This is a genomic window from Leucobacter faecis (assembly GCF_054456635.2).
This window is the reverse complement of sequence record NZ_JBTJEP020000026.1, coordinates 23,888-37,548: the sequence shown is the minus strand read 5'-3', so window position 1 is coordinate 37,548 and position 13,661 is coordinate 23,888. Positions and strand designations below refer to the sequence as shown.

The 13,661-nt window shown below is 60.1% G+C and carries 14 protein-coding genes; 5 read left to right on the top strand and 9 right to left on the bottom strand.

Annotated elements, in window-relative coordinates; all coding sequences use genetic code 11:
* Positions 1-183 precede the first annotated feature (183 nt).
* The 5 genes from ACXR2T_RS14935 (at position 184) to ACXR2T_RS14915 (ending at position 4,562) form a co-directional block, all read left to right on the top strand.
* Positions 184-1,092, top strand: coding sequence for an ROK family protein (locus ACXR2T_RS14935; RefSeq protein ID WP_458840282.1), 909 nt, complete (start codon positions 184-186; stop codon positions 1,090-1,092).
* Positions 1,093-1,371: 279 nt separating this feature from the next.
* Positions 1,372-2,397 (top strand): Abi family protein, encoded by a 1,026-nt coding sequence (locus ACXR2T_RS14930; protein ID WP_458840280.1) that lies wholly within the window; start codon positions 1,372-1,374, stop codon positions 2,395-2,397.
* 408 nt (positions 2,398-2,805) lie between these two features.
* The gene (locus tag ACXR2T_RS14925) at positions 2,806-3,258 is read left to right on the top strand and encodes a GNAT family N-acetyltransferase (RefSeq protein ID WP_458840278.1); all 453 of its coding nucleotides are present in this window, start codon (positions 2,806-2,808) and stop codon (positions 3,256-3,258) included.
* A gap of 3 nt (positions 3,259-3,261) precedes the next feature.
* Positions 3,262-4,176, top strand: coding sequence for an EamA family transporter RarD (rarD, locus tag ACXR2T_RS14920; RefSeq protein WP_458840276.1), 915 nt, complete (start codon positions 3,262-3,264; stop codon positions 4,174-4,176).
* Positions 4,177-4,178: 2 nt separating this feature from the next.
* Positions 4,179-4,562 carry a metal-sensitive transcriptional regulator gene (locus tag ACXR2T_RS14915; protein WP_458813031.1) on the top strand — a complete coding sequence of 128 codons (384 nt, stop codon included), beginning with the start codon at positions 4,179-4,181 and terminating at the stop codon, positions 4,560-4,562.
* A 36-nt stretch (positions 4,563-4,598) separates the two neighbouring features.
* Here ACXR2T_RS14915 and ACXR2T_RS14910 read toward each other — a convergent pair whose 3' ends face one another.
* From ACXR2T_RS14910 to ACXR2T_RS14870, 9 genes are all read right to left on the bottom strand, one after another.
* Entirely contained in the window at positions 4,599-5,489 is an 891-nt protein-coding gene (locus tag ACXR2T_RS14910) for a hypothetical protein (protein ID WP_458840275.1), read from the bottom strand.
* 2 nt (positions 5,490-5,491) lie between these two features.
* Positions 5,492-6,586 carry a Gfo/Idh/MocA family protein gene (locus ACXR2T_RS14905; RefSeq protein WP_489945550.1) on the bottom strand — a complete coding sequence of 365 codons (1,095 nt, stop codon included), beginning with the start codon at positions 6,584-6,586 and terminating at the stop codon, positions 5,492-5,494.
* Between the two features lie 14 nt (positions 6,587-6,600).
* The gene (locus ACXR2T_RS14900; protein WP_458840271.1) at positions 6,601-7,776 is read right to left on the bottom strand and encodes a DUF1972 domain-containing protein; all 1,176 of its coding nucleotides are present in this window, start codon (positions 7,774-7,776) and stop codon (positions 6,601-6,603) included.
* A gap of 63 nt (positions 7,777-7,839) precedes the next feature.
* A complete protein-coding gene (locus ACXR2T_RS14895) occupies positions 7,840-9,258 on the bottom strand; it encodes a sugar nucleotide-binding protein (RefSeq protein ID WP_458840270.1) in 1,419 nt (472 codons plus the stop codon).
* Between the two features lie 2 nt (positions 9,259-9,260).
* Positions 9,261-10,262: a dTDP-glucose 4,6-dehydratase gene (gene rfbB / locus ACXR2T_RS14890; RefSeq protein WP_458840268.1), complete on the bottom strand. Its 1,002-nt coding sequence runs from the start codon at positions 10,260-10,262 to the stop codon at positions 9,261-9,263.
* The gene (gene rfbA / locus ACXR2T_RS14885; protein WP_458840266.1) at positions 10,262-11,131 is read right to left on the bottom strand and encodes a glucose-1-phosphate thymidylyltransferase RfbA; all 870 of its coding nucleotides are present in this window, start codon (positions 11,129-11,131) and stop codon (positions 10,262-10,264) included. Before rfbA ends, rfbB begins: the two co-directional genes overlap by 1 nt.
* Before the next feature lies 1 nt (position 11,132).
* Positions 11,133-11,603, bottom strand: a complete 471-nt coding sequence (locus ACXR2T_RS14880) for an FAD synthase family protein (RefSeq protein WP_458840264.1) — start codon at positions 11,601-11,603, stop codon at positions 11,133-11,135.
* Positions 11,600-12,016 carry a hypothetical protein gene (locus ACXR2T_RS14875; RefSeq protein WP_458840262.1) on the bottom strand — a complete coding sequence of 139 codons (417 nt, stop codon included), beginning with the start codon at positions 12,014-12,016 and terminating at the stop codon, positions 11,600-11,602. Before ACXR2T_RS14875 ends, ACXR2T_RS14880 begins: the two co-directional genes overlap by 4 nt.
* 174 nt (positions 12,017-12,190) lie before the next feature.
* A complete protein-coding gene (locus ACXR2T_RS14870) occupies positions 12,191-13,636 on the bottom strand; it encodes a sugar transferase (RefSeq protein WP_458840260.1) in 1,446 nt (481 codons plus the stop codon).
* Positions 13,637-13,661 lie beyond the last annotated feature (25 nt).

Here is a 13,661-nt window from a genome sequence, read left to right as displayed (position 1 = left end):
GTCAAGTGTTTCGGCAGTTGAACGCCGCGGCCGCCCCTCGACTGGCGAGTTGACAAACATAGAAGAATCAGAATCCAGAGTCTGAGCTGGTGTCAGCTTTTGCTCTGGATACTGCGACTCGCTTCGCTCGCGCAGCATGACCAACGAACACTACTCGCGCAGCATGACGAAGGGCTTGATCGTATGAGCAACACGATGCGAATTGGAATGGACATCGGTGGCACAAAGATCGAAGCCATCGCGCTCGACGAGCAGGGTGGCATTGCGGGCCACACGCGCACCGCGACCGTGCCCGGCGAGGCCGGCATTATCGACACGGCTGCCGCGATTGTGGCAGAACTTGCAACGCAAACCGACCGTGAACCCCAAGATTTCGCGTCCATCGGCATCGGTATTCCCGGCCAGATCGACCGCGCGCGCGGCCTCGTGCGCAACGCCTACAACATCGGCATCACTTCGCTGCCACTCACGTCGCTGCTGCAAGCGCGCGTCGGCATTCCCGTCACCGTCGACAACGATGTCACGGCCGCCGCAATCGGCGCGGCACACCTGATGCAGCTCGATGGCACGGTCGCCTACTTGAACCTCGGCACCGGCCTCGCCGCCGGTTTCGTCGTCGACGGACATCCGCTGCGCGGCGACCAAGACCTCGCGGGCGAGATCGGACACCTCGCGATCGATCCCCTCGGCCGGCCCTGCCCCTGCGGCCAGTTCGGCTGCCTCGAAACCATCGCGAGTGGCTCCGCCCTCAAGCGGTTCTGGCCAGGTGCGGGCGACGATCCGGGACAGAATCTCTTGCCCGCGGTGGCGGCCGGTGACAGCGAGGCGATCGCGGCATTCGAGCATCTCGTGCGCGGCACCGCGGGCTGCGTGCGGCTACTGGGCCTCACCCTCGACCCCGGCGCAATCGTGATCGGCGGGGGCTTAAGAAACCTCGGCGACCCCCTGTTCGACGCGGTCGCTCGCCAGCTCGACTCGTGGTCTGCAAGCTCCCCGTTCCTCGCCCAACTGAACCTCTCGGCCAGGGTGCAGCGGCTCGACGCCGGGTCACCCGCCGCGGCGGCGGGCGCGGCGCTCGCTGCGATCCGGTAAAGCCCCACGCCCATAGACCCACGTCACCCTGCACTTCACTCAACGTCATCCTGCGCGTGTGCTCCTCGGCGAGAGCCTGCACGTCGGACGGCTCGAGCACGGTGAAAACATCACCCTCGTTGGGATCATGTCCGCAAGCATTGTGACACGCCCATGAGCGCCGTGGTACTTGAGTAGATGAGTAGCTGAATGTACGCTTTAGACCATATACACCGGCCCCTCTTCCTCAGCTAGTTCTGAGGTAAGGGTCGGTTTTCTTTTTATAGATTGGATCTCAGTGTGGCGGTCCCCTACACAAAAAGGCACCTTGACCTAACTGCCCAGCTCCACCTCTTAAGTAGCAGGGGATTGGCTTGCGGAAGTTCGAGAGACGCCAAGCAATCGCTACACGACATCGGGTACTACAGGCTAGCCGCATACCTGTACCCATATCGGGAGCTATTACCGATAGGTACCCCGCGAGAAACGAAATGGCAGTACCGGGGAGACCAGTTCATGGAATCCGCAAGCCTCGCAGACGCCGTACTGCTAGCGAAGTTTGATGAGAAATTGAGAACCACGCTCTTTCAAGGTCTCTCTCAGTTGGAACTGAGTCTGCGGTTCCAGATTGTGCATGTTTTGGGGAAAAGAGGACCTTTCGCCCACCTTGAAGTGGAACATCTAGACCAAAAGGCTTGTAACTCACCTCCTCCTAAAAAATTTGCAGACAAGTATGAAACAAAATTCGACCATTGGCTTGGGGCGTATGACTCGCTAATTAGGCGGGCAAGCGGTGAAGATTACATTCAGCATTTCATCTCTAAATACGATTCAGAGATCGCCATATGGGTTGCGGTGGAGACTTTTGATTTTGGGGCACTGACGCGACTGTTTTCGCTGCTGAACCGGCGTGATCAGAACTTGATAGCAAAGAGGTTTGGCGTATCTGACGGACGAATTTTTCAAAGCTGGCTGCAAGGCTTGAACGTGGTCCGCAACCACTGTGCGCATCACAATCGTTTGTGGAACCGTCAGATAATTTCAGAGCTCGCACAGATTCCAAAGCCTGTAGTTGGTGCCAACATTCAGCATCTTTCTGAGGTAGTGGACCGCCGCAAAATATACGGCTGGGCTGCGGTGCTCGCTTACTCAATGAGGTCCTACGATCCAAGTAGCAACTGGCATAGATCTTTCAAGACTGTACTGGGCAAATTCCCCACCGTGCTACTACATACCCCCAGCAACGCGATGGGCTTTCCTAAATCTTGGACGACACTTCCGCTATGGACGGAGGCCCCAGGACAATCCGTTCTAACTACTCCCTGAATCGAGCTCGTGCGCGTCGGCCAGCAGCACCGTCAGCTCGGCCCGTACTGCCCACATACGCGCGTCAACTTCCGCGACCCGGGCCACCAGGCCGTTCAATCGGCCCTGAACGGATGTTGCATGATTCCATAGCAGCAAGGATCACCGACGCAATCTTTCGTTGAAAGTACGCGGAAGTTGCCGAGAGTGAGAGACTATGGATCCAGCGACTACGCTCGCAAGCTCGCTCCGCGCAGGATGACCGGAAGGACGACGCAAGCTCGCTCAGCGCAACACGACGTAGTGGTGTAACACGCAAGCGCGCTCCGGATCATCTCCTACGCGCCAAACCTGCCTCGGGAGCGACACATTCGGTCAGAATGGGCGCGTGACACTTGCGCGATTTGCTGCGCACGCTAGCCTGGGGTTATGAGCGCACTGAGTCTCGAAGAACTGTCGGCCGCAACGATCGTGGCAGTGAACACCCTGGGCCTGAAGCCGGGCCAGGAGCAGTTCATCACGCCCGTGTCTTACGCGGCAGCCGCCGCGGTGACACCCGCCCACACCGCGTGGCAGCGCGTCGTACTCAGCGACGGCCGCGTGGTCGGCTTCATTCACGGCAACTTCGACGCCGAAGCAACGCAAGAAGAGTTTCGGGCGGCGCTATGGCGCATTAACGTCGATGCAGATGCGCAGGGCCAGGGCGTTGGTACCTTCGCAGTGAGCGCTTTGATCGACGAAGCCCGTACACGCGGCGTCGAGCGCCTCACTGTGCTTTGGGAGCGCGGTGAAGACGGGCCCGAGGAGTTCTTCTTGCATATCGGGTTCATCCCGGTAGGCGAGACGCCCTACGGCGAGATTATCGGCGCGATCGACCTCTAAGGAATGATCCGCGCGCTCTCGCAGGATGCGCGCGGAACGCTCGCATCGGTCGGCTCATCGGTCGCTTTTGGCGGCATCTACTTTCTGACCCCGTGGCTCGACCCCGCGCCCGCCGACGCGATCTGGGCGGTGCGCAACCTCGTCACTATTCCCATCATCGTGCTCGCGCTCGTGATGGCGCGGCAGTGGCATCTGTTCTCGGCGGTCGCGCAACTAATTAGACGCAAACCGCTCGTAATCTTGGGCATCATCGTGTGCGGGGTGCTGATAGGTGCGCAGCTCTGGGTGTTTGCGTGGGCGCCGCTCAACGGGCGCGGGCTGCAGGTGGCGCTCGGCTACTTTCTGTTGCCGCTCGTGCTCGTTGTGGTCGGAAAGTTCTTGTACCGCGACAGGCTCGCCTGGTGGCAGTGGCTCGCCGCTGCCATCGCGGCCGCCGGTGTCGTCTTCGAGATCGTACGCGTGGGCGGCATCTCATGGGAGACTCTGCTCGTGGCGCTCGGCTACCCCGCCTACTTTGTGCTGCGGCGGTGGCTGGGCACCGGGCACCTCGGCGGCATGCTGTGGGAGTTTATTGTGCTCGTGCCGCTGGCGGTGTTGCTGCTTGGTATAGAACTTTCGACGGGCACCGCGCTTTCGGTCAACCCGACGCTCGCGTGGTCGGTGCCGCTCTACACCGCGTTCGCGGGTGGCGCGCTCGTGCTGTATATCGTCGCGTCGCGCCTGTTGACGCTGAGCGTGTTTGGGCTTTTGAGCTATCTCGAGCCGGCGCTACTGATGATCGCGGCGCTGCTGATCGGCGAACGCATCGTGGGGCTCGAGTGGGGCATCTACGCGGCCGTGTGGGTCGCCGTGTTCGTTATTTTGGGCGGCGGTATCACCCGCTTGATGCGCGCACGGCGTACGCGTGTAGGGTTCTGAACATGAGTGAAGCTTCGACAGGTGCGGGTGGCGCGTGCTGCGCCGAAGGAACTGCGCCCGTGCAGGGTGAGCAAGGGCCAGGCGAGCAGGCCCAGAACGCGCACGACGGCCACGGTTACATCGATCACAAGGATGCGCTGCTGAAGCGGCTGCGCCGCGCCGAGGGCCAGGTGCGCGGTGTGCACCGCATGGTCGAGAACGACGAGTACTGCATCGACATTCTGACGCAGGTGTCGGCCGCGACGAAGGCGCTCGAGCGGGTCGCGTTGGCGCTGCTCGACGACCACCTGCGCCACTGCGTCGCGTCTGCCGCGGCAGACGGTGGCGCGCAGGCCGCAGAAAAGCTGCACGAGGCGTCGCAGGCGATCGCCCGGCTCGTGCGCTAGACGCCCCCGTTTGGACTCTGCACCGTGGCGTCTCAGTTACACCTCGCTGTGTGCTGGCCAGAAGTCGTTGACAAGCCTCGCGGTCGACGCAATGTGCTCACGCTTCGAAGCGCCGAACACGATCGATTCAAGATTGGGTAGCCCGCACACCCATTCAATCGCTTCTCGCGCAGGAATCGCGCCACTTGCGAATACTGACATCGCGACTGCTCTAAACTGACGCGTCCGCATCGCTGTGGTGTAAGCGTCGACACCACCCGACATGCGAAAACCCAGCTTGTTGATGTTGGTGCACACGAGCGGATTCTCAATGCCGACACGGTCGAGATCGTCGAGAAGACGTGGCAGATTCATTGTGATGAATCCTGGCTCCGCGTTGTAGCGTTCGCGCACGTGGTCTGCGAAGATACGAAACGCTTCTGTGAAGCCGAGACCCGAGAGCAGGTCCACCACAACGTTCTGTAACCAGATCACCGGCGTTGGAAGCCCCTGGAACATCTTGAGCTCGGCATCAATAAGCAGCGTGGTGATCCCTTCAATGTCTTTCCTGGCGAAAGACTTCGTGCCGCGCGCGAGCGTGTCAAGCATCCCCTCTTCGGGTAAGAATCGCCGCACCGCGCCGAGAAAGCCATCGTCGGTCACGGCATTGGCGTACTTGTGCGCGTACGGCAGGCAAGGAAGAAACTGCATTCCGTCATATCTAAGCGGGTTGGCCCGCATCTGATCGGCAATCTCAGATACTCGATCGTGCGTCGTGCACATGAACATTCGCAAGCCCTCTTCATGGGCGCTATCGAGCACATTCATTATGGAGTCGAGGTCTTGGAACTGTATCTGTTGGGCGCGAGCCTTTTCCTCTGACATGTGGTTGACACCAAAGAACTGGTTGTCGCCGAAAATCAGGCGATCCATACTCGGTCTGGTCATGGCTAATTTCCTCCCCGTAATGCGCTGAAAGCCGCTGCAAGACGACTCCGCGGTGGCGTGACTGTAACCTGCGTGATTTCTCCCGTGTGAAGCCGCGAACTTTCGCGTGACGCATCTTCGCTGATCATCGAAATCACACGGTCGGTGGCTGCCGCCGAACTGAAGTCGTTTGTGCCTGCGGTGGCACCTACCTGTACCCGGCGAACGAACGCCTCAAGTTGTGCACTGTATTCCTCACCCCGCAGATAGAACCACGGAGTTTGCGTCAGCTCGGTTGTATAGTGCACATTCCAGCCCGGGTGATAGCCCGCTGGAATCGGTGCAGATTCACGCAAGAACACCTGCATTTCTTGTCTGTCGGCGTAAATGCGACCGTGCTCGCCCCACAGTGTGATTTTGGTCGTCATTTTACGCTGTGATTCGTCTGACCAGTTCGCGACAATTTGCGCTGTACCGTGTGGGTAGTGCAGCGTGCTCGCGACGGCATCGTCGATGTTCGCCGAAAAAATGCTCGTCAGCTGACTGCCACTGACGGAGTCTGGCTCGCCGAGATACCAGGTCAAGAGATTGAGCGGGTGAGCTGCATAGTCGTAGAGGCATCCACCCCCTTTGGCGCGTTGACTGCGCCACGTATGCCCCGATGGCTTCAGCACGACCGGCCCGTAGGCCTCAGCAAGCGCAGAGTTCACTCTGCCGAGCGCACCGAGATCGAGCAAGCGCTTCACTTCACGAAACGCGCCCACGAATCGGTTGTGGTACCCCACCTGTGTCACAACTTCTCGCAATACAGCCAAGTCAGTGAGTTCTTGCCCTTCGGTTGCGTCGAGCACCAGCGGTTTCTCACAGAAGACGTGGATCCCGCGTTCAAGAACGCTGCGGATCATTCCGGCGTGCAAGTGTGTAGGCGTGGCGATGACTACCGCGTCGGGTTGTGTTTCGTCGAGCATCGTGTCGAGGGCTTTATACGTGTTCACCCCCGTATATTTTGCGAGGATGTCAAGGAGGTAGCCGGTTGCGTCACACACCCCGACAAGGTTGACGTCTGGGTGCGCATTAATCATCGACAGGTGGGACAGCCCCATCTTCCCAAGCCCCACCACAGCAACATTAGTCACGATCCTGCTCCCCTCACTTCACGGTCACGGTCACGGTCACGGTCACGGTCACGCACCCGTCGGCGCGCAAGCGCCGTGCGTAGCGCGTGCTCATACTCGCCACCAATTTTTGTCCAGGTGAACTCGTCTAGAAACCGCATTCGACTCGCGACTCCCATAGCGTGCAAACGGTCTGGATGCTGCAAGAGGCTGTCGAGCGTTTCACTCAAATCTTTGGCAGCTGTGAAATAAGCGTTTCGAGGCCCGGCCACCCATGTGTTGTATACGTTGTCGTGCGCCACCACGGGATTTCCCGCTGCCATTGCTTCGACGAGCGACGGGTTTGTGCCACCCACCGTATGACCGTGCAGGTACATTGCCGCGTGAAATCGCAGAGCTTGAATTCGCTCAGGTGCAAAGATTGAGCCAGGAAACACCACTTCATCAGATGCTGCTTGTCGTATTGCGCGATGGTACGGGTCGTCCATACCGAACGGCCCCACAACGACAAGCTGCATGCCGCGCCTGCGACGCGACCAGGCCTGCACAATTTCAAGCACCGAATTTTCAGGAATCGGGCGACAGACGACGATGCCATAGTTACCGGGAGTGATGCCGAGCTCTGTAACCGGAGTCGTGCTCGCCTCCGTGACCTCATGGGCTCCGTACGTAATTGTCTGCACACGGCGGCGGCCAAAGTGGCGGCGCAGATAGGAGGCGATGACAGGGTGGTCGGCGATGAGAACATCACCCACCCAGCCAGCGAACCGCTCGTTGGTAAGCAAGAATCCTCGCTTCAAGATCCCCCACCGCTTGCGCGTCCATTCCATTCCGTCCATGTTGATGACGTTGGGAATGCCCCGCAGCCGCGGCACAACGTTGAAGATACCCGTGTTGTACCCAAAGGTGAGCCAGACCTCACCGGCAGTGTGCGCAGCCATCGCGTGCTTGATCGATTTGCGGTCAAACGAGACCGTACCCATCCAGCCCTCACGCGGCTCGGGAATGAGCACACGTTGCAGCCCCCGCCACTCGTCGACGTATATCTCGCCGCGTCCCGGCACCTGGCAGTAAACAATGACGTCCCACCCGCGGTCTCGCAGGTATAGCCCAATGTTTTCTGCGGCAGTTTCAAACCCGCCATACGCAGCGGGAACACCATGCGTACCAAGTATTCGAACTGTTATCGACACTATGACCACCGTTTCTGTTCGTCAAAAGAGCATGAACAACCAAAGAATTTCGCTGTGTCTGTTTCAGCCCGAAGGCCCAGCCTGAAGCACGGCCCCTTCTTCCAGATACACTTTCAACGCCGCATCGGCGTCACGCGGCACGAATCCCGTGGCCTCGATTTTGTCGAGTGAGAGCAGACTGTTGCGCGGTCGCGGTGCTGAGGCTTTCTGCGCAAAATAGTTTGCTGCGCTGACTCCGACAACTCGCGCAGGATCATGCCCCAGCAGCTCAAATACACGACGGGCAATATCTGCCCACGAGGTCGCACGACCTCCGCCGGTGAGGTTGTAGATTCCGTACGCGGGGCGCTCGCGCAGCACATGGCAGATGGCATCGGCCAGTTCGCGGGCAAAGCTGAGCCGGCCGATCTGGTCTTGGACCACGGTCGGGCTTACGCCTCGTTCTGCGAGTGTGGCCATCGTGCGCACAAAATTGTTACCGTCGCCGACCACCCAGCTCGTGCGCAGAATGTAGTGGCGCGGTACGGTCCCGACGAGCGCATCTCCCGCTGCTTTGGACTGCCCATAGACTCCGAGCGGCGCAACGGGATCTTGCTCGGTATAAGCACTGTGCTTTGCACCATCAAACACATAGTCACTCGAGATGTGCACGAGCGTAATGTTGTGCGTGATGGTGTGTGCAACGAGCCGCGCCATTCCTGTCACGTTCGCATCCCAGCAGTCGATTCTGCCCTGCACCGTCTCGGCCGCATCAACCGCTGTATAGGCCGCTGCATTCACGACCGTCTCGTAATCGTTCCAGTGCACACGGTCGAGAGTTTCTTCGTTGTACAAATCGATTCTCGAACGATCAGCAAAATCAGCGAAGGGCATAGCGTGCTGCAGTGCACGGCCGAGTTGTCCATTGGCTCCCAACACGAGCGTGCGTTTGGGCTCCATGGGCACCACGGCGTTGAAACGGGGGTGCGCCATGTCTTGCGTTGACCGTTCCGCCTCGTCCAGCGGAATCGGCCACTGGATTGCTACAGTCTCGTCGGCGAGATTTAAGCATGTGTACTCGGCCGCTGCACACCAGTGGGCGTTGACCAAGTACACATACGAGGTGTTGTCTTCGAGGGTCTGGTACGCATTACCAACTCCGCGCGGCACGAAGACCGCCGTCGCTTCGTCAAGTTCAGACGTAAACACGGCACCAAAAGTGGCCCCCGCTCTCAGATCTACCCAGGCCCCAAAGATGCGCCCCGTCGCCACTGACACATATTTGTCCCAGGGTTCGGCGTGAATTCCGCGAGTGGTGCCACGGCGGAGATTGTATGAGATGTTGTTTTGTACCGGCCTGAAGTCAGGCAGTCCCAGCGCAGTCATCTTTTCGCGCTGCCAGTTTTCTTTGAACCAGCCCCGGTTGTCACCGTGCACGGGTAGGTCGAGCAGAAGCAGGCCCGGGATGGTGGTTTCGTGCACGGCCAGTGCTTGCAAGCTCATGGTTATCGCCCCAACGTTCGGTACGTGGTCTCTGTCGCGTCCTTTTGCGGCCGCCACCAGTTCTCGTTGTCGCGGTACCAGTCGATCGTCGCGAGAAGTCCGTCTTCAAAATCGGCATACGCGGGCTGCCACCCAAGTTCCTTTCGCAGTTTCGTACTGTCGATTGCGTAACGCAGGTCGTGGCCAGGCCTGTCGGCGACCATCTCATACGAATCGGCGGGTTCACCCATCGCGGCCAGAATCAGTTCGAGCACGTCTCGGTTGCTACGTTCACCATCGGCGCCGATGAGATAGGTCTCACCGATCCGACCTCGTTCAATAATGTTCAGCACCGCAACCGAGTGATCATCGGCATGAATCCAGTCACGCACGTTCGCGCCTGCGCCATACAGTTTGGGCCGGTCACCGCATAGAATATTGGTGATTTGCCTTGGAATGAATTTTTCCACGTGCTGTCTTGGCCCGTAGTTGTTCGAACAGTTTGAGATCGTCGCACGCACCCCAAAAGACCGCGTCCACGCGCGCACGAGCAGGTCACTTGCCGCTTTCGTGCTGCTGTAGGGCGAAGAAGGGCTGTAAGCGGTTTGCTCGGTAAAACGGTTCGGGTCGTTGAGCGCAAGCTCTCCATACACTTCATCGGTCGAAATGTGGTGGTATCGCGTGCCGTGACGACGCACGGATTCAAGGAGCGTGTACGTACCAACCACGTTCGTGTCGATGAACGGGTGGGGGTTGCTGAGCGAGTTATCGTTGTGTGACTCTGCGGCAAAGTGCACGACGACGTCAGTGTTCGCTACGAGATCATCAACCAGAACCGCATCACACACGTCCCCCCGCACTACGCGCACGCGTTCAGCAGGCAGGTCGGCCAGCGAAGACGCATTACCCGCGTACGTAAATTTGTCGAGCACCGTCACCGTGTCATCAGTGCGTGCGACGAGGCAGTGTACGAAGTTTGACCCGATGAATCCCGCGCCACCGGTGACAAGAATCGCGCGAGACATCAGCGACCTACCTCGAGTAGGGCCAACAGATAGTCGCCATAACCACTCTTTACTAGAGGGGCGGCGAGCCCTGCGAGTTGCTCGTCGTCTATCCACCCGTTACGCCACGCGAGCTCCTCCACACACCCGATTTTGAGTCCCTGTCGCTCCTCAACCACTCTCACGTAGTCGGCTGCCTGCATCATCGACACGAACGTACCTGTGTCAAGCCACGCCGTTCCTCGCTCGAGCACCTGCACGTGCAATTTGCCGGCGCGCAGATAGTGTTCGTTCACTGAGGTGATCTCAAGTTCGCCGCGAGGACTCGGACGCACGCCCTTCGCGATCTCCACGACATCTCCGTCATAGAAATACAGCCCGGGCACTGCATAGTGACTCTTGGGAGACTCGGGTTTCTCTTCTATTGACAGGGCCTTGCCTGCGCTATCGAACTCGACCACGCCGTATGCGCGCGGGTTGGCAACGTGGTACGCGAAAATTCGTGCACCGTCGATGTCTGAGTGCTGCTGCAGCGCGGTGCCCAGCCCGGTGCCGTGAAATAGGTTGTCACCTAGCACCAGGGCCACGCTGTGGCCGGCAATGAACTCTTCGCCGATAATAAAGGCTTGCGCCAGACCGTCTGGTGACGGCTGTACGGCGTATTCAAACCGCATTCCCCACGCTTGCCCATCACCAAGTAGCGCTTGAAATTGTGCGTTGTGTTCGGGCGTTGTAATGACAAGCACTTCCCGCACCCCCGCCGCCATGAGCGTGGCAAGTGGATAAAACACCATCGGTTTGTCGTACACCGGCATCAATTGCTTCGATGTGCCCCTGGTGATAGGCCAGAGCCTCGTGCCGGATCCTCCGGCAAGAATGATTCCACGCATGTCACACCTCGACTATGCGCAGCACACTCGCGGTCGACGAATCGCTCGCGACTGGCTTCTCGAGGGCGTGAAGCGCTTGCCGCAGCACCGTGCTCGATGTGTGGGCGGTGTACGGAAAATACACGACCTCGACGCCGACCTGAGCAAAACGCTGCTCAAGCAAGTCACCTTTGGGTGTTCCTCGCCAGTCATCACCCTTAAAAAAGTGGGTAAACTTCAGCTCACGCCAAGTCGCGAGCTTGTCTGGCTGCCGTTCAACGTATACGCGGTCGACACAGTCGATGTGCCGCACGATCTCAGCCCGCTCTTCGGTCGGAATCACCGTCTCGCAGTTTTTTGAGATGAGTAGCATCTCATCACTCACAACACCTGCGATTAAAAAATCACACTGGTTGCGCGCATGACGCAGCAGGTTCAGGTGCCCCACGTGAAATAGGTCGAAGGCGCCAGCTGCGTAGCCAATACGAATCATGATCCCCCCTGGGTCTGTCGCGGCTTCGCTGCCGCTTCGGCGTTAGTGTATGAGCCTGCATGAGCCTCACGCATCGGTAGGTTGTACGCATGATGTCTAAGCAGCGCTCGGGCTCGATTGAGTTCTTGATTGGTGGTGTCGTCATAGAACGCGACCACCGACGCTGTCGAAGCAAGGATGCCGGTACGACGGGCCCCTGTCCTGCCGGGCTGAAACTTGTTCTGTACAACCCGGATCGTGTGCGGGGAACACTCCATGTCACACATCAGCTTTGCCTCGGCCATGACGTTTTCTTCTGCCACAATCACGATCTCCATGCGCTGCGCCCATGGCGCCCGCAGTATCGTCTGCACCGCTGACCGTAAAGATTCTTCGCCCATGGCGGCCGATACGATAACGCTGGTGTCATACATGGCCCCACCTGCTTGCTTCTAGCCGCTGGGTATCATCGAGGCCAGGGCCGCACACCGGCAGCTGTGTAAAGGGGCCCGCCACCTCCGGCTGGAAGTCACCTACAGGGGGGAGTGACTGGCCGGGGGTGACGGGAGTTTGGGAGGAAGCGCTACTGCTCGATAACTGTCGCATGATCAGTACGCCCCCTGGTGCGAGGCGACCACGCGAGCGGTGCGCCAGATGATCTGAATGTCGTTGATGACCGACCAGTTCTCGACGTAGCTGAGGTCGAGGCGCACGCTGTCCTCCCACGACAGGTCACTTCTGCCGCCCACCTGCCAGGGGCCGGTGATGCCGGGCTTCACGTACAGCCGGCGCATCACCTCGCCGTCGTAGGTGGTGACCTCGCGCGGCAGCGGCGGCCTGGGGCCAACGACGCTCATGTCGCCGCGCAACACGTTCCAAAACTGCGGCAGTTCGTCGATGGAGAGCCGCCGAAGCAGCGCCCCCACCCGGGTCACCCGGGGGTCGTTGCGCAGCTTGAACAGGGATCCGGAGCCTTCGTTCGCGGCCTGAAGCGCGCTGAGTCGCGCTTCAGCATCGGGCACCATGGTGCGAAACTTAAACATTTTGAAGAGCGCGCCGTCCTTGCCCACCCGCGGTTGCGAGAAGAACACGGGCCCGGCGGAGTCGAGCTTGATCGCGAGCGCGATGAACGGTGTCGCGACCGCGATCACCGCGAGCGCGGCGAGCGACACAGTGATGTCGAGCCCGCGTTTGAGCAGGTAGTGCCCGCCCTCGTATGACGGGATCTTGATCTGCACCATCGGCATGCCGTCGACGGGGCGAAACGAGATGCGCGGGCCAACGACGTCGGTGACCCGGTTTGACAGCAGCAGGTTGGCGGCGGCGCCCTCGAGCTGCCAGCTCAATTCACGTATGAATCCGGGGTCGCCGTCGGGTTGCGTGGCGATCACGATGGTGTCGGCAGCGATCGTCGCGGCCGTCTCTTTGACTCGCTCGATGGGGCGCGCCAGCTGCTCATCGTCGCCCGTAAGAATCGCGCCGACCACGTGAAACCCGCTCGCCTCGGCATTCAAAGACTCGACGGCGTAGGCCACATCTTGTCGGTCACCGACCACGAGCACCCGCGAGCAGTAGTGCCCGTTTTGGCGCTGCGCGCGCAGCCAGCGGCGCAGGCCCCAGCGCGATACCAGCAGCCCGGCGAGCCCGAGCGGCAGTGCCCCAAAGAGCAGTACCCGGTCGCCGGCCCAGCCGACGAGGAGCGCCCACACGGCCACCGCGCCGAACGCGAGGCCGGTCGCGTGAGCGACGCGCTGGTATTCGACCGCGCCAGAGCCGAGGCAGCGGGTCTCACGGCTGCGCATCCCGGCAAGAAAGAAGCTCCACGCGAGTAGCAGCACGACCGCGGCGAGCGCTGAGCGCGGTGTGATGTCTGCGATGAGCCACTGCAGCGCGGCAGCGATGGCGATGGCGAGCACGAGCACGAGGTGGTCGCTCACGCGCAGGCTCCAGCGGAAGCGGCGCTCCCAGCGGCGGCGATGCTCGAGCGTTGGCGAGGTGCGAGGGGAGACCGCAAGCGGTGCCATCGTGGTCTCGTAATCTCGTTGCACCAGCATGTCATCGTCCCCTGTCGCGCCTTTG